The 19,790-nt window shown below is 71.5% G+C and carries 14 protein-coding genes; 10 read left to right on the top strand and 4 right to left on the bottom strand.

Annotated elements, in window-relative coordinates; genetic code table 11:
• The first annotated feature begins 24 nt into the window (after positions 1-24).
• The 6 genes from ACGFYP_RS27030 to ACGFYP_RS27005 are packed head-to-tail and all read left to right on the top strand — an operon-like array spanning position 25 to position 7,203.
• Positions 25-1,539 carry a gamma-aminobutyraldehyde dehydrogenase gene (locus ACGFYP_RS27030; protein ID WP_393498616.1) on the top strand — a complete coding sequence of 505 codons (1,515 nt, stop codon included), beginning with the start codon at positions 25-27 and terminating at the stop codon, positions 1,537-1,539.
• 29 nt (positions 1,540-1,568) lie between these two features.
• Positions 1,569-2,816, top strand: coding sequence for a PotD/PotF family extracellular solute-binding protein (locus ACGFYP_RS27025; protein WP_393498613.1), 1,248 nt, complete (start codon positions 1,569-1,571; stop codon positions 2,814-2,816).
• Positions 2,817-2,857: 41 nt separating this feature from the next.
• Entirely contained in the window at positions 2,858-4,027 is a 1,170-nt protein-coding gene (locus ACGFYP_RS27020) for an ABC transporter ATP-binding protein (RefSeq protein ID WP_393498610.1), read from the top strand.
• A complete protein-coding gene (locus ACGFYP_RS27015; protein ID WP_393498607.1) occupies positions 4,024-4,956 on the top strand; it encodes an ABC transporter permease in 933 nt (310 codons plus the stop codon). The genes ACGFYP_RS27020 and ACGFYP_RS27015 overlap by 4 nt, the downstream gene beginning before the upstream one ends.
• On the top strand, positions 4,956-5,750 hold the full coding sequence (locus ACGFYP_RS27010) for an ABC transporter permease (protein ID WP_361958857.1): 795 nt from the start codon (positions 4,956-4,958) through the stop codon (positions 5,748-5,750). Before ACGFYP_RS27015 ends, ACGFYP_RS27010 begins: the two co-directional genes overlap by 1 nt.
• A gap of 34 nt (positions 5,751-5,784) precedes the next feature.
• Positions 5,785-7,203 (top strand): NAD(P)/FAD-dependent oxidoreductase, encoded by a 1,419-nt coding sequence (locus tag ACGFYP_RS27005; protein WP_393498602.1) that lies wholly within the window; start codon positions 5,785-5,787, stop codon positions 7,201-7,203.
• Between the two features lie 47 nt (positions 7,204-7,250).
• Here the strand turns inward: ACGFYP_RS27005 and ACGFYP_RS27000 are convergent, their stop codons facing one another.
• Positions 7,251-9,533, bottom strand: coding sequence for an MMPL family transporter (locus ACGFYP_RS27000; protein ID WP_393498599.1), 2,283 nt, complete (start codon positions 9,531-9,533; stop codon positions 7,251-7,253).
• Between the two features lie 317 nt (positions 9,534-9,850).
• On the opposite strand from ACGFYP_RS27000, the gene ACGFYP_RS26995 reads away from it, so the two are divergent.
• Both ACGFYP_RS26995 and ACGFYP_RS26990 read left to right on the top strand, forming a co-directional pair.
• Complete coding sequence (locus tag ACGFYP_RS26995) at positions 9,851-10,324, top strand: hypothetical protein (protein ID WP_393498596.1); 474 nt, start codon at positions 9,851-9,853, stop codon at positions 10,322-10,324.
• Between the two features lie 162 nt (positions 10,325-10,486).
• A complete protein-coding gene (locus ACGFYP_RS26990) occupies positions 10,487-12,325 on the top strand; it encodes a chitinase (protein WP_393498592.1) in 1,839 nt (612 codons plus the stop codon).
• Positions 12,326-12,395: 70 nt separating this feature from the next.
• Here the strand turns inward: ACGFYP_RS26990 and ACGFYP_RS26985 are convergent, their stop codons facing one another.
• The 3 genes from ACGFYP_RS26985 to gabT form a co-directional block, all read right to left on the bottom strand.
• Complete coding sequence (locus ACGFYP_RS26985) at positions 12,396-13,019, bottom strand: hypothetical protein (RefSeq protein ID WP_393498589.1); 624 nt, start codon at positions 13,017-13,019, stop codon at positions 12,396-12,398.
• A gap of 29 nt (positions 13,020-13,048) precedes the next feature.
• The gene (locus ACGFYP_RS26980; protein WP_393498586.1) at positions 13,049-13,606 is read right to left on the bottom strand and encodes a phosphatase PAP2 family protein; all 558 of its coding nucleotides are present in this window, start codon (positions 13,604-13,606) and stop codon (positions 13,049-13,051) included.
• Positions 13,607-13,940: 334 nt separating this feature from the next.
• Positions 13,941-15,275, bottom strand: a complete 1,335-nt coding sequence (gene gabT / locus ACGFYP_RS26975) for a 4-aminobutyrate--2-oxoglutarate transaminase (protein WP_393498583.1) — start codon at positions 15,273-15,275, stop codon at positions 13,941-13,943.
• Positions 15,276-15,492: 217 nt separating this feature from the next.
• Here gabT and ACGFYP_RS26970 point away from each other — a divergent pair, with 217 nt between their 5' ends.
• Both ACGFYP_RS26970 and ACGFYP_RS26965 read left to right on the top strand, forming a co-directional pair.
• Complete coding sequence (locus ACGFYP_RS26970) at positions 15,493-17,994, top strand: ATP/GTP-binding protein (protein WP_393498580.1); 2,502 nt, start codon at positions 15,493-15,495, stop codon at positions 17,992-17,994.
• 179 nt (positions 17,995-18,173) lie between these two features.
• Entirely contained in the window at positions 18,174-19,730 is a 1,557-nt protein-coding gene (locus ACGFYP_RS26965) for a PucR family transcriptional regulator (RefSeq protein ID WP_393498577.1), read from the top strand.
• Positions 19,731-19,790 lie beyond the last annotated feature (60 nt).

The raw sequence follows: 19,790 nt of genomic DNA, 5'->3' as shown, positions 1-19,790 counted from the left end.
CGAGCTGGAACAACGGAGAGCGTCATGGGCAACCGCTTCCAGGTGACGGACCGCTTCGCGGACGGCGCACAGTACATCGGCGGGCGGCTGCGGCCCGGAACCTCGGGGGACGAGCACAGCGTCATCGATCCGGCCACGGGCGAGAGCGTGTACACGTACACCCTCGCCTCCACCGCGGACGTCGACGACGCCGTCGCCGCCGCCACCGAGGCGTTCCCCGGCTGGGCGGGGGCGACCCCCGGCGAGCGTTCCGACGCCCTGCACCGCTTCGCGGGCGTCCTCGCCGAGCGGGCCGAGGACATCGCCCGCGTCGAGTCCCTCCAGTGCGGCAAGCCGATCAAGCTGTCCACCGAGTTCGACGTCCCCGGCACCGTCGACAACACCGCCTTCTTCGCGGGCGCCGCCCGCCACCTCCAGGGGCAGTCCGCCGGTGAGTACAGCGGTGACCACACCTCGTACGTACGGCGCGAACCCATCGGTGTCGTCGGCTCCATCGCCCCCTGGAACTACCCCCTCCAGATGGCCGCCTGGAAGATCCTCCCGGCCATCGCCGCCGGCAACACCGTCGTGCTGAAGCCGGCCGAGCTCACCCCGCTCACCTCCCTGATGTTCGCCCAGGCCGCCACCGACGCCGGTATCCCCGACGGTGTCGTCAACATCGTCAACGGCGCCGGCCGCACCGCCGGCGAGCACCTCGTCGGCCACCCCGGCGTCGCCATGACCTCCTTCACCGGCTCCACCCCGGTCGGCAAGCGGGTCGCCGAGATCGCCACCTCCACCGTGAAGCGGCTCCACCTCGAACTCGGCGGCAAGGCCCCCTTCGTCGTCTTCGACGACGCCGACCTGGAGGCCGCCGCCCACGGCGCCGTCGCCGCCTCCCTCATCAACAGCGGCCAGGACTGCACCGCCGCCACCCGCGCCTACGTCCAGCGCCCGCTCTTCGACGCCTTCGTGGCCCGCGTCGCCGAACTCATGGAGACCGTCCGCCTCGGCGACCCCTTCGACCCCTCCACCGACCTCGGCCCGCTCATCAGCCACGCCCAGCGCGACCGCGTCGCCGGCTTCGTCGAGCGCGCCCGCGGCTACGCCACCGTCGTCACCGGCGGCGAGGCACCCGGCGGGGAGCTGAAGAACGGTGCGTACTATCGGCCGACGTTGATCACCGGCGCCGCGCAGGACAGCGAGGTCGTGCAGTCGGAGATCTTCGGGCCCGTCCTCGTCGCCCTGCCCTTCGACAGCGACGACGACGGCCTCCGCCTCGCCAACGACACCCCCTTCGGCCTGGCGGCCTCCGCCTGGACCCGTGACGTGTTCCGCGCCAACCGCGCCACCCGCGAGATCAAGGCGGGATGTGTCTGGGTCAACGACCACATTCCGATCATCAGCGAGATGCCGCACGGAGGCTACAAGTCCTCCGGGTTCGGAAAGGACATGTCGGCGTATTCCTTCGAGGAGTACACGCAGGTCAAGCATGTGATGTACGAAAACACCGCGGTGGTCCGCAAGGACTGGCACCGCACGATCTTCGGAGACCGGTAGTCCTCCCCAACCCCCGAGAGGCACAGCGCATGGACCAGTACGAGCCCGACAGCCTGTCCGCCGCGCAGCTCGCGGCGATGCGACGCAGTCTGACGAGCGGCCGGGGCGCCCTCACCCGCCGTTCGATGCTGCGCGCCGGAGGTGTCGGCGCGCTCACGATCGGCGGCCTCGCGTCCCTGAGCGCGTGCGGCATCCCGCCGGCCAAGCGCGAGGGCGAGGGCCCCGCGTCCACGGACTTCTCGGCCAAGGAGAAGCAGCTCAGCTTCTCCAACTGGACCGAGTACATGGACGTCAGCGAGGACGAGAAGTCCCGCCCGACCCTGGAGGCGTTCACCAAGCGCACCGGGATCAAGGTCAAGTACACCGAGGACATCAACGACAACGTCGAGTTCTTCGGCAAGATCAAGCCGCAGCTCGCGGCCGGCCAGGACACCGGCCGCGACCTGGTCTGCGTCACCGACTGGCTCGCCGCCCGCCTCATCAGGCTCGGCTGGGCGCAGAAGCTCGACGCGGCCAACCTCCCCAACGCGTACGCGAACCTGTCCACGCAGTTCCGTCGCCCCGACTGGGACCCGGGCCGCGCCTACTCGTACCCGTGGACCGGCATCTCCACCGTCATCGCCTACAACACCAAGGCGACCGGCGGGAAGAAGATCGACTCCGTCACCCAACTCCTGGACGACCCCGCGCTCAAGGGCCGGGTCGGCTTCCTCACCGAGATGCGCGACTCCGTCGGCATGACCCTGCTCGACATGGGCAAGGACCCGGGGAAGTTCACGGACGCCGAGTACGACCAGGCGATAGGCCGGCTGCAGAAGGGCGTCGACAAGAAGCAGATCCGGCGCTTCACCGGCAACGACTACACCTCCGACCTGGACAAGGGCGACCTCGCCGCCTGCCTCGCCTGGGCCGGTGACGTCATCCAGCTCCAGGCCGACAACCCGGACATCCAGTACGCGATCCCCTCGGCCGGCTACATCACCTCGAGCGACAACCTGTTGGTCCCGGCCAAGGCCCGGCACAAGGCCAACGCCGAGAAGCTCATCGACTACTACTACGAGCTCCCGGTCGCCGCCCAGCTCGCCGCGTACATCAACTACGTCTGCCCGGTCGACGGGGTGAAGGACGAGCTGGCCAAGATCGACCCCGAGCTCGCCTCCAACACGCTGATCCTCCCCGACAAGGCCATGGCCGCGAAGTCGCACGCCTTCCGCTCGCTGAGCAGCCAGGAAGAGACGGCGTACGAGGAGAAGTTCGCCAAGCTCATCGGTGCCTGAGAACCGCCGTCCACCTCTTACGAACCCTGGGATCGCAACCCATGACTGACAAGACTGCTCACACTGGCAAGAACACGGGCGGCGACGTCCGTCTCACCGGCATCAGCAAGACGTACGGCTCCTTCAACGCCGTCCACCCGCTCGACCTGACCGTCCCGCAGGGCTCGTTCTTCGCGCTCCTCGGCGCCTCCGGCTGCGGCAAGACCACCACGCTGCGGATGATCGCCGGCCTGGAGGACCCCACCACCGGCTCGGTCTTCCTCGGCGACACGGACGTCACCGCCCTCCCGCCCTACAAGCGGCCGGTCAACACCGTCTTCCAGTCCTACGCGCTCTTCCCGCACATGGACATCACCGAGAACATCGCCTTCGGTCTGCGCCGACGCGGCATCAAGTCGGTGAAGAAGCAGGTCGACGACATGCTGGAGCTCGTCCAGCTCGGCGACAAGGCCCGCCACAAGCCGCACCAGCTCTCCGGCGGCCAGCAGCAGCGCGTCGCCGTGGCCCGCGCGCTCATCAACCACCCGCAGGTCCTCCTCCTCGACGAGCCGCTCGGCGCGCTCGACCTCAAGCTGCGCCGCCAGATGCAGCTGGAGCTCAAGCGGATCCAGACCGAGGTCGGCATCACCTTCGTCCACGTCACCCACGACCAGGAGGAGGCCATGACCATGGCCGACCAGGTCGCGGTGATGAACGGCGGCCGGGTCGAGCAGCTCGGCGCCCCCGCCGACCTGTACGAGAACCCGCGGACCACCTTCGTCGCCAACTTCCTCGGCACCTCCAACCTCATCGAGGCCGAGGTCGTCGAGACCGGCGGCAGCGACCTGGTCGTGACGGCCGGCGGAGGCAAGCTCCGGCTGCCCGGCGACCGCTGTTCGGCGACCGTACGCACCGGAGGCAAGGTCCTCGTGGGTGTCCGCCCCGAGAAGATCTCGCTCGCGCACGCCGACGACGCGGGGCGGATAGCCGACGGCCGGAACAAGGTCACCGGCCGGATCGTCGACTCCTCCTTCATCGGTGTCTCCACGCAGTACGTGGTGAACAGCCCGGCGGGCGCGGAGCTGCAGGTCTACGAGCAGAACATCGAGCGCGACACCCGCCTCGTCCCCGGCGCCGAGGTCGTCCTGCACTGGAACCCCGCGCACACCTTCGGTCTCGACGCCGCCCAGGACATCGACGCCGGCGTGGAGACGGTGGAGGACGCCTCGTGAGCGCACCCACCCTCACCAAGGAGGACGCGGCGCCGGTCGAGGAACCGGTGACCCGCAAGCCCTCCACCCGCAAGCGGCTCGTCCCGTACTGGCTGCTGCTGCCCGGCATCATCTGGCTGCTCGTCTTCTTCGCGCTGCCGATGGTCTACCAGGCCTCGACCTCCGTGCAGACCGGCTCCCTGGAGAAGGGCTTCGAGGTCACCTGGCACTTCCAGACCTACTGGGACGCCTTCCAGGAGTACTGGCCGCAGTTCGTCCGCTCCCTGCTGTACGCCGGTACCGCCACGCTCCTGTGTCTGCTCCTCGGCTACCCGCTGGCGTACATGATCGCCTTCAAGGCCGGCCGCTGGCGCAACCTGGTCCTCGTCCTCGTCATCGCGCCCTTCTTCACCAGCTTCCTCATCAGGACCCTGGCCTGGAAGACGATCCTGGCCGACGACAGCCTGGTGGTCGACGCGCTCAACGTGCTGCACGTCCTCGACGTGACCAGCTGGCTCGGCTGGACCGAGGGCGACCGCGTGCTCGCCACCCCGATGGCGGTCGTCTGCGGTCTGACGTACAACTTCCTGCCCTTCATGATCCTGCCGCTCTACACCTCCCTGGAGCGGATCGACGGCCGGCTGCACGAGGCCGCGAAGGACCTGTACGCGTCCCCCGCCACCACCTTCCGCAAGGTGACGTTCCCGCTCTCCATGCCGGGCGTCGTCTCGGGCACGCTGCTCACCTTCATCCCGGCGAGCGGCGACTACGTCAACGCCGAACTCCTCGGCTCGACCGACACCAAGATGGTCGGCAACGTCATCCAGTCGCAGTTCCTGCGCGTGCTCGACTACCCGACCGCCGCCGCCCTGTCCTTCATCCTCATGGCGATCGTGCTGCTCATGGTCACCGTCTACATCCGCCGCGCGGGAACGGAGGACCTGGTCTGATGCGTTGGATCCGTCGGAACCTTGTCGTCATCGCGGGCCTGCTGACGCTCGCGTACATGATCCTGCCGAACATCGTCGTGATGGTGTTCTCGTTCAACAAGCCGAACGGGCGCTTCAACTACGCCTGGCAGCGCTTCTCGCTCGACGCCTGGAAGGACCCGTGCGGCGTCGCCGACCTGTGCGGCTCGCTGACCCTGTCGTTGCAGATCGCGGCCTGGGCCACCCTCGGCGCCACGATCCTCGGCACGATGATCGCCTTCGCGCTTGTCCGCTACCGCTTCCGGGCGCGCGGCGCGATCAACTCGCTGATCTTCCTGCCGATGGCCATGCCCGAGGTCGTCATGGCCGCCTCCCTGCTCACGCTCTTCCTCAACATGGGCGCCGAGCTGGGCTTCTGGACGGTCCTCATCGCCCACATCATGTTCTGTCTGTCGTTCGTGGTGACGGCGGTCAAGGCGCGCGTGATGTCGATGGACCCGCGCCTCGAGGAGGCCGCGCGCGACCTCTACGCGGGCCCCGTGCAGACCTTCGTACGGGTCACGCTGCCGATCGCCGCCCCCGGCATCGCCGCCGGCGCGCTGCTCGCCTTCGCGCTCTCGTTCGACGACTTCATCATCACCAACTTCAACGCGGGCTCCACCGTCACCTTCCCCATGTTCGTCTGGGGATCGGCCCAGCGCGGTACGCCCGTCCAGATCAACGTCATCGGCACGGCGATGTTCGTCATTGCTGTACTGGTGGTGGTAGCCGGACAGATCATCACGAACCGGCGCAAGAAATCAGCCGCGAGCTGAGTACACCCAGCAACACCTGAAGGAGTTGGAAACCATGGCCCCAGTCGCCATGCGTCTCGCTGCACAATCTCTCTCCGACGCCCAGCCCGTCCCCTTCTGGCTGGAAGATCCCGGCAAGCCCGGAGCCGTGCCCGCCCTCACCGGCACCGAGAAGTGCGACCTTCTCGTCGTCGGCGGCGGCTACAGCGGACTGTGGACCGCCCTCCTCGCCAAGGAGCGCGACCCCTCCCGGGATGTCGTACTGATCGAAGGGCGCGAGGTGGGCTGGGCCGCCTCGGGCCGCAACGGAGGGTTCTGCGCCGCCTCCCTCACCCACGGCTTCGGCAACGGGCTCGCCCGCTGGCCGGGCGAGCTGCCGAAGCTGGAGGAGCTCGGCGAGCGCAACCTCGACGCCATCGAGGCGGCGGTCGCCCGCCACTCCCTCGACTGCGACTTCGAGCGCACCGGCGAGATCGACGTCGCCACCGAGCCGTACCAGCTGGAGGAACTGCACGAGGTGTACGAGGAGATCGAGCGGCTCGGTCTCGCCGACGGCCTCGACCTCCTCGACGGCGACGCGGTCCGCGCGGAGGTCGACTCCCCGACCTTCCTCGGCGGCCTGTGGGACCGGCGCGGGGTCGCCATGCTCAACCCCGCCAAGCTGGCCTGGGGCCTGAAGCGGGCCTGCCAGGACCTGGGCGTACGGATCTACGAGAACACCCCGGGCCTCGACCTGGTCTCCGTCGGCGCGGGCATGGGCGTCCGCACCCCGTACGGCAGGGTCCTCGCCCGCCGGGTCGCGCTCGGCACCAACGTCTTCCCTTCGCTGGTCAAGCGCGTCCGGCACTACACCGTCCCGGTCTACGACTACGCCCTGATGACCGAGCCGCTCTCGGCCGAGCAGCTCGCCGCCGTCGGCTGGAAGAACCGCCAGGGCCTCGGGGACAGCGCCAACCAGTTCCACTACTTCCGGATCACCGCCGACAACCGGATCCTGTGGGGCGGCTACGACGCCATCTACCGCTTCGGCGGCAAGGTCAGCGCCGAGATGGACCACCGCCCGGAGACGTATCTGAAGCTCGCCGAGCACTTCTTCCGCTGCTTCCCGCAGCTGGAGGGGCTCCGCTTCAGCCACGCCTGGGGCGGCGCGATCGACACCTGCTCGCGCTTCTCGGCCTTCTTCGGCACGGCCTACCAGGGCAAGGTCGCGTACGCGGCGGGCTACACCGGCCTCGGTGTGGGCGCCACCCGCTTCGGCGCCGACGTGATGCTCGACCTGCTCGCCGGTGAGCGCACCGAGCGGACGGAGCTCGAGATGGTCCGCTCCAAGCCGCTGCCGTTCCCGCCCGAGCCGATCGCCTGGGCCGGCATCGGCCTCACCAAGTGGTCGCTCGCGCGCGCCGACGCGAACGGCGGCCGACGCAATCTGTGGCTGAAGGCCATGGACTGCGTCGGCCTGGGCTTCGACAGCTAGGGCCTTAGCCGGGGCTTTTCAGGCGCTCTGCGCCGGGGGTGGCGGGGTCACGGCGTCTGCCGTGGCCCCGCCGTGCCGTTCCCGCCCTCCCGCGAGCCCGTCCGCGCCAGCTCGCCCTCGCCCTCGGTGTCGATGTGCGGCAGGACCTTGTCCAGCCAGCGCGGGGTCCACCAGGCCCACTTCCCGATCAGGGTCATCACGGCGGGCACGAGGAGCAGCCGTACGACCGTCGCGTCGATGAGCACGCTCGCGGCGAGGCCGAGGCCCATCATCTTCACCACGATGCTGTCGTTGAGGATGAAGGCGGCGAAGACGCTCACCATGATGAGCGCCGCGCAGGTGATGACACGGGCCGTGATCTCCAGGGCGTGGGCCACGCTCGCCTTCGCGTCGCCGGTGCGCAGCCACGCCTCGTGGACGCGGGACAGCAGGAAGATCTCGTAGTCCATGCTCAGGCCGAAGACGATGGCGAACATCATCATCGGCACGTAGCTCTCGATGGGCACGTCGCCGGAGACGCCGAGCGCTGGGCCGCCCCAGCCCCACTGGAAGACGGCGACGACGACGCCGTACGAGGCGGCGATGGACAGCAGGTTGAGCACGGCGGCCTTGGCTGCGACCAGCGGGCCGCGGAAGACGACCAGGATGACGAGGAACGCCAGGGCGACGACCACCGCGATGATGAGCAGCAGCCGACTGGAGACGATGTCGAGGAAGTCGACCTGGGCTGCGGTGGTCCCCGTGACGTACGTGGCCGCGGTGGTGCCGCTGACCGCCTGCGGCAGGACGTCGTCGGCCAGGTGGTTGGTCAGCGACGTGGTCTTCTCGTCCTGCGGGGCGGCCACCGAGTAGGCCGTGGCGAGCAGGACGTCGCCGTCCGACGTCGGTGTGAGCGGGGTGATCAGGGCCGCGTCGGGAACGTCGGTGAGCGCCTTCTGCGCCTGGCTCGCGAGCGCGGAGCGGTCGGCCGCCGGGACCGAGGTCTGGTCGATCACCAGCGTCAGCGGCCCGTTGGAGCCGGGCCCGAAGGCCGTGGACATCAGGTCGAAGGCGCGCCGGTCGGTGAAGGACTTCGGGTCCGCGCCGTCGCCGATGTGCCCGAGCTGGATGGAGAAGAGGGGGATGGCGAGCACGACGAGGACGACGACGCCCGAGGTCAGGAACCACCAGGGGCGGCGCTCCACGCGCAGGGCGTAGCGGTGCCAGGTGCCGTGCGCCTCGCCGGTCGTCTCGTCGGCCTCGGCGACGGGGGCGCGCAGGTGCAGCCGGTCGATGTGGCGCCCGATGAGCCCGAGCATCGCCGGGACGAGCGTGAGGGCTCCGACGACGGCGGTTACCACGGTGGAGGTCGCGGCCAGGCCGAGCAGTCCGATGAAGCTCAGTCCGGAGACCCACAGTCCGCAGAGGGCGATGATGACGGTGCAGCCCGAGACGAGGACGGCCCGGCCGCTGGTCGCGGTCGCGAGACCGGCCGCCGTGACCGGATCCTGACCGTTCATCAGCAGCTGTCGGTGCCGGGTGATCAGGAAGAGGGCGTAGTCGATGCCGACGCCGATGCCGATCATCGTGGCCAGGGTGGGGGAGACCGTCGCGAAGGTCCACACGGAGGCGAGGAGACCGAGCGCCGCGAGACCGCAGAGGGCGGCCACCAGGGCGGTGACCAGGGGCAGTACGGCGGCGATCAGGCTGCCGAAGCCGATGATCAGGACGACGATCGCGACGGCGAACCCGATCGCCTCGCTCACCCGGTCGTCCGCCTCGGGCCGGGCCAGCTCACCCAGTGAACCGCCGTACTCGACCTGGACCCCGGCGGCGCGCAGGGGCTCCACGGCGCTGTCCACCCCGGTCAGGTAGCCGTCGCCGAGGGTGCCGGGCTGGACGTCGAAGCGGACGGTGATGTACCCGGTCTTCCCGTCGGTGGACAGCGGGCCGACGTTCGGGGTGCCCGGGGGCGGGGCGGGCGGTGTGGCGCCCTGTGCCGGCAGCGGGCTCGTGGCGTTCAGGACGTGCGGGAGCTTCTTCAGCGAGTCCACGGCGGACGAGACCTGGTCGCCGACGTCGGTGAGGGGCTTGGCGCCGTCGTAGAGCACCACTTGGGCGCTGTAGCCGCCGGCGGCGGGCTCGTGCGCCCTCAGCACGTCGAGCCCCTCCTGGGACTGGGTGCCCGGCAGCGAGTAGTTGTCGGAGTACTCGCCGCCGTACGCGTTGTTCAGCGCGATCAGGGCGCCCAGCGCCACGATCCAGGCGACGAGCACGACGACGAAGTGACGGGCCGACCACTCGCCCATCCGCCGCAGCAGCCCCTTGCCCGGCGAGGTGGGATTCGACATGGGTGCTCCCGGGGGCGAGTGCGGCGCGCGTACGAAGGCGGTACGAAGGGCGGTACCAAGGGCGATACGAAGGGCCATACGAACACGCGGCGACGGGCGGCCACGGGAGGCTGCCGAGCCGGGCGGCCGCTGTCCACCCGATCGGGCGCGCCCGAGGGGCGCTCGCGCGCCGGGTGCACGCCCTGGCGCACCCCACTTACTCGGCGTGTGACCCAGTTCACATCCAACTGGTGGCCCGAACCCGCGTAATGATCGTCACCGACCCGGCTCTCTGCGTGTGGACATCGTGTCCGCACACGGAAGGGAGGCCGTAGGCCATGACTGGTTCGGGGGCGGCCAAGACCGCGGTGGAGTGGCTGGCGTCGGTGGCACCGGATCCCGACGCCTGCCGGTGGGAGTGGGAGCGCAATCCGCTGGGTGTCGCGCTGCTCCCGGCCGGCAGGCGGTGGGACGTGCTGATCCTGCCGGGGGAGCTCGGGTATCCCACGCTCGACGTGCTGACCCGGCTCGTGGACCGCCCTGGTCCGGTCCTCGCCGACTTCGGTGAGGCGCGGATGGGCTTCTTCGTGCCTCCGGGCACGGCTTCCCGCTGGCTCGGCACGGGCGTGCGCAGCGCGGGCCGCGGCACCTGGATCGTCGTCCCCTACCCGGGTCGGACGACCGGCGGCGGGGTGCGCTGGCTGGTGACGCCGGACGGGAGCGGCACCCTCAACGACACCGCGCTCCTGGAGCTGGCGATGCACGAGGCGGCGGGCGGACTCGCGCGCGGGGAGGGCGGGGAGAGGGCGTGACCGGAGGAAGAGCGGAGGTCGTGACGGGAGAAGGGCAGGGGTCGTGACGGGAGGCCGGGCCGAGGCATGGGCCGGACGGCGAGCAGAGGTCTTGACCACTTGATTGGTCTGGACCATGCTGTGGCGCGCTCCACCTCGATTCCCCCACCCCCGGAGGCAGTTGTGGACCGCACCACAGGAACCCGAGGCACCCGACCCACCAGACGCACCAGACCGCTCGTTCTCGCCCTGGCGGGAGCGCTCGCCGCGGGCGGGCTCGTCGCCCTCACCCCCGTGGCCCAGGCCGCCGACTCCGAACTCGCGCGCAACGGCGGCTTCGAATCCGGCCTGGACGGCTGGAGTTGTACGGCGGGCAGCGGCGCCGTCGTCTCCTCACCCGTGCACGGCGGGACGAAGGCCCTGCTCGCGACCCCGGCGGGCAGCGACCAGGCCCGGTGCTCCCAGACCGTCACCGTGAAGCCGAACTCCGCCTACACGCTCAGCGGTTGGGTGCGCGGCAGCTACGTCTACCTCGGCGCCTCCGGCACCGGCACCACCGACGTCTCCACCTGGACCCAGTCCGCCCCCGACTGGCAGAAGCTCAGCACCTCCTTCACGACCGGCGCCTCGACCACCTCCGTGACCCTCTACACGCACGGCTGGTACGGCACCGGCGCCTACCACGCCGACGACCTCTCCCTCTTCGGCCCCGGCGGCGACCCCGTCCAGATACCGGCCGTCCCCACCGGCCTCGCGGCGGGCTCCCCGACCTCCACCTCCGTACCGCTCTCCTGGCCCGCGGTTCCGGGCGCCACCTCGTACAAGGTCTACCGGGGCGGAGTTCTGGTGGCGACCGTCACCGGCACCTCGTACACCGCGACCGGCCTCGCGCCCTCGACCTCGTACTCCTTCCAGGTCGCGGCCGTGAACAGCGCGGGCGAGTCGGCGAAGTCCTCGGCGGTCTCGGCGACCACGACGTCCGGCGGCGGGAACCCGGGCGGCGGCCTGCCCGCCCACGCCCTCGTCGGCTACCTCCACGCCAGCTTCGCCAACGGCTCCGGCTACACCCGGATGGCCGACGTCCCCGACTCCTGGGACGTCATCAACCTGGCCTTCGGCGAGCCGACCTCGGTGACCTCCGGCGACATCCGCTTCTCGCTCTGCCCGGCCACCGAATGCCCGAACGTGGAGTCCGTCGCGGACTTCAAGGCGGCCATCAAGGCCAAGCAGGCCGCGGGCAAGAAGGTCCTGATCTCCATCGGCGGCCAGAACGGCCAGGTCCAGCTCTCCACCACGGCCGCCCGTGACGCCTTCGTCTCCTCCGTCTCGAAGATCATCGACGAGTACGGACTCGACGGCCTGGACATCGACTTCGAGGGCCACTCCCTCTCGCTGCAGACCGGCGACACCGACTTCCGCAGCCCGACCAGCCCGGTGATCGTCAACCTGATCTCGGCGATCAAGTCCCTGAAGGCCAAGTACGGCTCCGACTTCGTCCTGACGATGGCCCCGGAGACCTTCTTCGTCCAGCTCGGCTACCAGTTCTACGGCTCCGGCCAGTGGGGCGGCCAGGACCCGCGCGCCGGCGCGTACCTCCCGGTCATCCACGCCCTGCGCGACGACCTCACCCTGCTCCACGTCCAGGACTACAACTCGGGCCCGATCATGGGCCTCGACAACCAGTACCACTCCATGGGCGGCGCGGACTTCCACATCGCCATGACCGACATGCTCCTCACCGGCTTCCCGGTCGCCGGCAACACCGACCGCGTCTTCCCGGCCCTCCGCCCCGACCAGGTCGCCATCGGCCTCCCCGCCTCCAGCCAGGCGGGCAACGGCCACACCACCCCGTCCGAGGTCAACAAGGCCCTGGACTGCCTCACGAAGAAGCAGAACTGCGGCACGTACCAGACCCACGGCACCTGGCCCGCCCTGCGCGGCCTGATGACCTGGTCGATCAACTGGGACCGCTTCAACGGCGGGGAGTTCAGCCGGAACTTCGACGCCTACAACTGGAGCTGACCCCGTCCACGGTGAAGAACGGGCCGGTCGCGCGCGTGCTCGCGCGGCCGGCCCGACGTGTGTCCTGAGGTCAGCCGACCGTCGCCGCCCGCGCCATCAGTGCGGCCCGGTGCAGGGCGCGGGTCATGGCCGGGAGGTCCGGGGCCGATCCGTCGGCGGGGGCGGCGAGGGACTCCACGAGCTCGGGTGTCAGGCGGTATTCCTCGGCGTGCGCCATCAGGGTCTCGGCGGACGTCCCGCCGTCGCGCCGGACGTGCTCGTCCAGGAGACGGAGGGCGCTGTCACGCTCGACGAAGCGGCTCATGCCGCAGTCGAGGCCGTCGTCGTCCAGGTCGTCGGGGTACGGGGCGCGCGCCCAGGCGCCGTCCTCGTACCAGTAGACGCAGCCCAGTTCGTTTCCGTCGAGGCGGTCGCGCAGCTCGTCGTGGGGGAGCCAGTCGGGGCCGCCCGCCAGCATGTCGACGGGCGGTGTGTGCCACTTGCAGGCGCTCGACTCGTCCTCGCCGAAGAGCACCCACCGGCCCTCGCCGACGCGGGAGAACGTCCACCAGGTACAGCCGCAGTCGTCGAGGTGGAGCCCCTCGTCGTCGATCCAGCAGCCGGTCCGGTACCTCGTGCTCTCCTCGGCCTCCGTGGTCGCCTCCAGGACGGCCACCAGGGCCCAGCGCGCCCACAGCACCTCGGGGGACGGCAAGTCTCCCGGAAGTCCTGGCCGTTGAATCGTCATCGCTGCTCCGGATCGTCGGTCGCCGAACGTGAAGGGCGACCGTATCGCGCGGCGATGACGGGCCAGCGCAGGAGGGGGAGGCAGAGGGCGAGCGAGGCGAGGACGTCCAGGGGCCAGTGGTAGCCGCGGAGGATCAGGCCCGTGCCGGTCAGCGTCGTCAGGACGGCCGCGACGGGGAGGAGGCGGTTCGAGACCAGGAGGGCGGCGCCGACGTAGGCCACCATCGCCGTCGCCGTGTGGCCCGACGGGTAGTAGCCGGCGGCCCAGGGCTCCAGGGGGCCGGGGCGGGCCGTCCACTCCTTCAGGGGGATGACCAGGAGCGGTACCAGCGCCATGGAGAGGCCCGCGAAGAGGGCCTGGGCGCGGCGGCCGCGCCATGCCGCGTACGCCATCGCGCAGGCCAGGACCGGGAGAGCGGCCGTCATGTTGCCGAGGTCGGCGCCGAGTTCGGAGACGTGGCGGGGGACGAGGTCGACCAGCTCGCGCGAGACGCGCTCGTCCAGGCGGGCCAAGGGGCCCTCCACCAGGACCTGCCAGGTGAGGACGGCCAGCACGACGATCGCGAGGAAGACAGCCGGACGCCCCGGAACAGGGGGGGTGGTTCCGGGGCGTCCGAGGTGATCGGGCTGCCGCGCGCCCCGGGGGGTGTGGGGCGGGCGGCCATCCGATCGGTGAGGAGTTCCGGAGCACGAGGCTCCAGTGGTGTGCGCCAGGGCGCGACCAGGGCGGGGCTGGGGAGGCTCCGACCTGTTGTCGCCCGCAGTCTCCTGCGAGCGGGGTGTTTCTCTCATCTGCAGAAACCGTACGGCAGAGAGAAGGGGACCGACAGCCGGAACTCCATCCCGCCATCGGCCCCCCACACTCTCTTCACACTGCGTATGGAACGGATCAGATCTGCCCGAACGCGTTCTCGATGATGTCGAGACCCTCGTTCAGGAGGTCGTCCCCGATGACCAGCGGCGGCAGGAAGCGGAGCACGTTGCCGTAGGTGCCACAGGTCAGGACCAGCACACCCTCGGCGTGGCAGGCCTTCGCGAGCGCGCCCGCGGCCTCCGGGTTCGGCTCCTTGGTCGCGCGGTCCTTGACCAGCTCGATGGCGATCATGGCGCCGCGGCCGCGGATGTCACCGATGGCGTCGAACTTCTCCGCCATCGCCGACAGACGGGTCTTCATGACGGACTCGATGTGCTTCGCCTTGGCGTTGAGGTCGAGCTCCTTCATGGTCTCGATGGAGCCGAGCGCGCCGGCGCAGGCCACCGGGTTGCCGCCGTAGGTGCCACCCAGGCCGCCGCCGTGCACGGAGTCCATGATCTCGGCGCGGCCGGTGACGGCGGCGAGCGGCAGACCGCCCGCGATGCCCTTGGCGGTCGTGATCAGGTCCGGGACGATGCCCTCGTCCTCGCACGCGAACCACTGGCCGGTACGGCAGAAGCCGGACTGGATCTCGTCGGCGACGAAGACGATGCCGTTGTCGTTGGCGAACTTCACGATCGCCGGCAGGAAGCCCTTGGCCGGCTCGATGAAGCCGCCCTCGCCGAGGACCGGCTCGATGATGATCGCGGCGACGTTCTCGGCGCCGATCTGCTTGGTGATGTTGTCGATCGCCTGGGCGGCGGCCTCGGGGCCGCAGTTCTCGGCGCCGGTGGGCCAGCGGTAGCCGTAGGCGACCGGCACGCGGTAGACCTCGGGCGCGAACGGACCGAAGCCCTGCTTGTACGGCATGTTCTTCGCCGTCAGCGCCATCGTGAGGTTGGTGCGGCCGTGGTAGCCGTGGTCGAAGACGACGACGGCCTGGCGCTTGGTGTACGAGCGGGCGATCTTGACCGCGTTCTCGACGGCCTCGGCACCCGAGTTGAACAGCGCGGACTTCTTGGCGTGGTCGCCCGGGGTCAGCTCGGCGAGGGCCTCGCAGACCTCGACGTAACCCTCGTACGGCGTCACCATGAAACAGGTGTGCGTGAAGTCGGCGAGCTGCGCGGCGGCGCGGCGCACGACGGCCTCGGCGGAGGCGCCGACGGAGGTCACGGCGATGCCGGAGCCGAAGTCGATCAGGCGGTTGCCGTCGACGTCCTCGATGATGCCGCCGCCGGCCTTCGCGGTGAAGACGGGCAGCACGGAGCCCACGCCGCCGGCCACGGTGTCGAGGCGGCGGGCCTGAAGCTCCTGCGACTTCGGACCGGGAATGGCGGTGACGACGCGCCGCTCCTGCGGGACAGCGTTCATGCGAGGCTCCTGGGGTGTTCTGGACGCTCTTGTGGGTTTCTTCCGCAGGCTAGGCGCGGGGGAGGGAGACGGGCATGCGCCGTTCGGGAGTGTTGAGGGGTGTGTCGTTGTCCGGTGTGGACATGGCGGCGAGGAAACCGCTCCGGGCCGGTCCACGCCCACTAGATTGACGGTGGCACAGATGCGGCGACCTGGCTGGTCAGGGGGCAGGGGTTTCATGGAGACCGAAGGCACGTACGAGTCACGCGACACCCGGGGGGGCGAGCCGCGCGACCCTCGGGGCTCGGAGCCGCGCGATCCCCGGGCAGGCGCGGTCCCGCGCCCGGCGGGCCCGCCCGTGCCGTCGGGGCCTCCGCAGCAGGCCCCTCAGGCCTCGTCGGCCTCGTCGGCACCTCAGGCTCCTCAAGCCTCGTCGGCCCCTCAGGCCTCTTCGGCCTCCCGCGGCCGCGTACCGCCGCCGCCCGCCCACGCGCCCACCCGGATCGGGGTCGCCGAGTGGCTCCGCATCCCCCGCCCCGCCGCCGCGCCCGGCATCTGGCGGCTCAACCACCGCGAACGCCCCGAGCTCGAACCCGACCTCGTGCCCGGCCGCCAACTGGTCACCGGCGCGTTCGTCGCCTACCTCTGCGGCTGGCTCCTCTGGTCGCTCCTCTGGAACGGCTATCTGGAGGGGTGGTGGATCTTCGTCGACGACTGGTGGCTGCTGCCGATGCTGTGGCTCGTCCCCGAGGAGTGGCGCACCCCCGCCAGCCCCGACTTCGCGGTCTACGTCGGCGCGACCTACCTCTGGTACGGGATCCTCCTCGCCCTCTTCGCCGTCGGCTTCGGCCGCGTCGGCAACTGGCGCGAGATCTGGCAGCGCTACGGCGTACCCATCTGGCCGCTCTTCGTACTCCTGCCGGGCGTCTGGCGCGAGATGCCCCGTACGGTCACCTGGCTCACCTGGGTCTCCAACCTCTACTACGTCCTCCTGATCGCCGCCCTCGTCGCGGCCGTCGGCCGGGCCGGAGCCTGGCCCGCCGTGCGGCGACGCTTCGGAACCGGCGGCTCCGCGGCCGCCCCGCCGCCCCCGCCCCGGCCCGAGGCCGACCCCGCCGCATGGCCGGAGCTGCGGGAAGCCGGGCTGCCCGAGGCCGCCGCCCAGCTCACCGAGGCCACCCGCCAGGGGGCCCTCGGGGACGTCGACTACGCCCGGATCCGCCGCGCCTGGCAGGGCGTACGGACCCGGCCCGAGCGCCTCGCGGCCTTCACCGAGGCCGTACGCACCCGGGGCGCCGCCGCCTGCGGCCACCCCTCGGGCCTGCGCGACCTGCCCGTCCGTACCGCCACCCACGACCTCGCCACCGGTCAGGTCCTCATCGGCACCGCCGCCGACCACCCGCGCAACCCCTACGCCCGGCGCACCACCGGCGTCGCCCTGGAGCCCGCCGTGCTCGGGACCTCGCTGCTCGCCGTCGGGCCCGCGGGCGCGGGGAAGACCGTGCGCCTGGTCCGGCCCGTCGTCGAGGCCCTCTGCCTGCAGGCCCTCGCCAACCGGGCCGCCGTCGTCGCCGTCACCGCCCAGGGCGCCGGAATCGGCCCCGACGAGGCCTTCGACGTCGTCGTCTCCGTCGGCCGGCCCGGCTCCACCCACGACCTCGACCTGTACGGCGGCGCCGACGACCCCGACGAGGCCGCCCGGATCCTCGCCGAGGCCCTCGTCGGGGACCTCGTCGCCGACAGCCGCCGGGCCGGTACCGCGCTCGCCCAGCTGATCGGCCCGTTCCGGGCCGCGTACGGCCGCTTCCCCGGCGTGCCCGAGCTGCGCGAGCTGCTCGCGGGGACGCCCGCCTCGCTCGACGCGCTGCGGGCCGCCGTCGCCGACGACCCCGCCCAGTTGCGCGAGCTCGACGCGCGGCAGCGGCAGGCGGACCGCGGCGACGAGACCGGTGTCCTGCTCGCCGAGCGCATCGCCTTCCTGGACCGGCCCGCCTTCGCCGGCTTCTTCCGCACGGACGCGGACGGGAACGACGGGAACGACGGGAACGACGGGAACGACGGGAACAGGGGTGCGGGCGGGGACGAGGGTGCGGAGCCGGAGCGTCCGCAGTTCTCCCTCCGGGCCGTCGAGCATCCGCTGCGCGTCCGTGTCGACCTGCCCGAACGCGGCCACGCCGAGGCCTCCCGGATCGTCTCCCGACTGCTGCTCGCCCAGTTCGCGGAGGCCACCCTCGCCCGCCGTGACCGCTCCCTCTTCGCCTGCCTGGTCCTCGACGACGCGACGTACACCGTCACCGGAGACTCCGTACGGGCCCTGCAGCGGCTGCGGTCCGCCAACGCGGGCGTCGTCCTCGCGCTCCGCAGCCTGGAGGACGTACCGGAGGCGCTGCGCGGGCCGCTGCTCGGGGCGGTCGGCTGCCGGATGGCGTTCGCCGGGATCGCGCCGTGGGACGGCGGACGGTTCGCCGAGACCTGGGGCACCGAATGGGTGCAGACCCGGGACGTCACCAACCGGCAGATCATCTCCGACGAGCCTCTGACCAAGGCCCTGCACTTCATGCGCCGGCTGGTGACCGGCCGGGCGGCGACGGCGGAGGCCGTGACCGTACGGGAGGTGGAGCGCGAGCGCTGGTCGGCATCGGACCTCGCGCACGCCGTCCCCGCCGGGCACGCGGTGCTCTCCCTGACCCACGTACGGGGCGAACACACCCCACCGCTCCTGGTGGACCTGCGGGGCTGAGGCGGGGGCGGCGGGCGCCGTCGGAAGTGGCGGGAAGCGGTCGGAGACGGGTCGCGGGGGCGAAGCGGAGGCGGCCCGAAGTCGACGGCGAGCCGGAGCGGGGGCTCGCGGGCCCTGGCACAATCGAGGGCGCCGCTCGGCTGAGTGGCGCCCCCTCCCCAAAGGTCCGACGGTCCCCAATGCCGCCCACCCTCGCCTCCCTCGTCCAGCACTCGGCCCTCAAGCTCACCGTCCGCGCGGGTGAGGACCGCCTCGACACCCCTGTGCGCTGGGCCCACGTCAGCGAGCTCGCCGACCCGGTCCCGTACATGGAGGGCGGCGAACTGCTGCTCACCACCGCGCTCACCCTGGACGCCGAGGACGCCGACGCGATGCGCCGCTACGTCCGGCGGCTGCTCGGCGCGGGCGTGGTGGGGCTCGGCTTCGCCATCGGCGTCAACTACGACGACATTCCGCCGACGCTCGTGGAGGCGGCACGTGCGGAGGGCCTGCCTCTGCTCGAAGTACCGCGCAGGACCCCGTTCCTGGCCATCAGCAAGGCGGTGTCGGCGGCCATCGCGGCCGACCAGTACCGGGCGGTCACGGCGGGCTTCGAGGCCCAGCGGGAGATGACCCGCGCGGCGCTCGCGGAGGGGCCCGACGCCGTCGTCGCACGGCTCGCCGCGCACGTCGACGGCTGGGCCGCGCTGTACGACACCTCCGGAACGGTCCTCGCCGCGTCCCCCGAGTGGGCGGCGCGCAGGGCCGCCCGGCTGACGCCCGACGTCGAACGGCTCCGGGAGCGGCCCGCGCCCGCGAGCGCGGTCGTCGGCGGCACGGAGGACCGGGTCGAGCTCCAGTCCCTCGGCACGGGACGGCGGGTCAGGGGCGCGCTCGCGGTCGGCACGGGCGCGCCGCTCGGGACGGCGGAACGGTACGCCGTGCACTCCGCGATCGCGCTGCTCACGCTGACCACCGAGCGGTCGCGCTCGCTGCAGGCGGCGGAGGCGCGGCTCGGCGCGGCGGTGCTGCGGATGATGCTGTCCGGCCAGCCGGACCACGCGCGGGCGGTCGCGGGCGACCTGTACGGCGGGCTCCTCGACGCCCCGTTCCGGCTGCTCATCGCCGAGCCGGCGGCGGGGGAGCGGGAGGGCGAGCCTCCGCTGCCGGAGCTGGCCGAGGCCCTGGAGTCGGCGGCGGCGCACGCGGGCGAAACGGTTCTGACGGTCCCGGAGGGCGAGGAGCGCCTGCTGGTCCTCGCCGGGGACGGCGGGGCGGTCGTCTCGGCCTGCGAGGCGTACGCGGAGCGGGACGCGGAGGAGGCCGGTGTCGTCGTCGGGCTCTCCGCCCCGGCGGGCCCGATCGCGGCGGCGGCCGCGTACAAGCAGGCCGAGCAGGCGCTCTCGGTCGCGCGGCGGCGGGGCAAGGCGCTGGTCGAGCACGAGGACCTGGCCGCGGGCTCCGTCCTGCCCCTGCTGGCCGACGACGCCGTGCGCGCCTTCGCGGACGGCATGCTGCGCGCGCTGTACGAACACGACGCGACCGGCCGAGGCGACCTGGTCGCCTCGCTGCGGGCCTGGCTCTCCCGCCACGGCCAGTGGGACGCGGCAGCCGCGGACCTGGGCGTCCACCGCCACACCCTCCGCTACCGCATGCGCCGCGTCGAAGAGATCCTGGGCCGCTCCCTGGACGACCCGGACGTACGCATGGAGCTGTGGCTCGCCTTGAAGGCAACGGGCACGGAGGACGGCAAGTAGGGGGCGGGGGTCTGGGGGCCCGGGGCGCGGAGGCCTGGGGGCGCGGGGGTGCGAAGGCCT

It is taken from the genome of Streptomyces sp. NPDC048370, assembly GCF_043200825.1.
In the GTDB taxonomy this organism is placed as follows: Bacteria; Actinomycetota; Actinomycetes; order Streptomycetales; family Streptomycetaceae; genus Streptomyces.
Note: the sequence above shows the minus strand (reverse complement) of the source record. Positions and strands in the feature narration are given on the sequence as shown.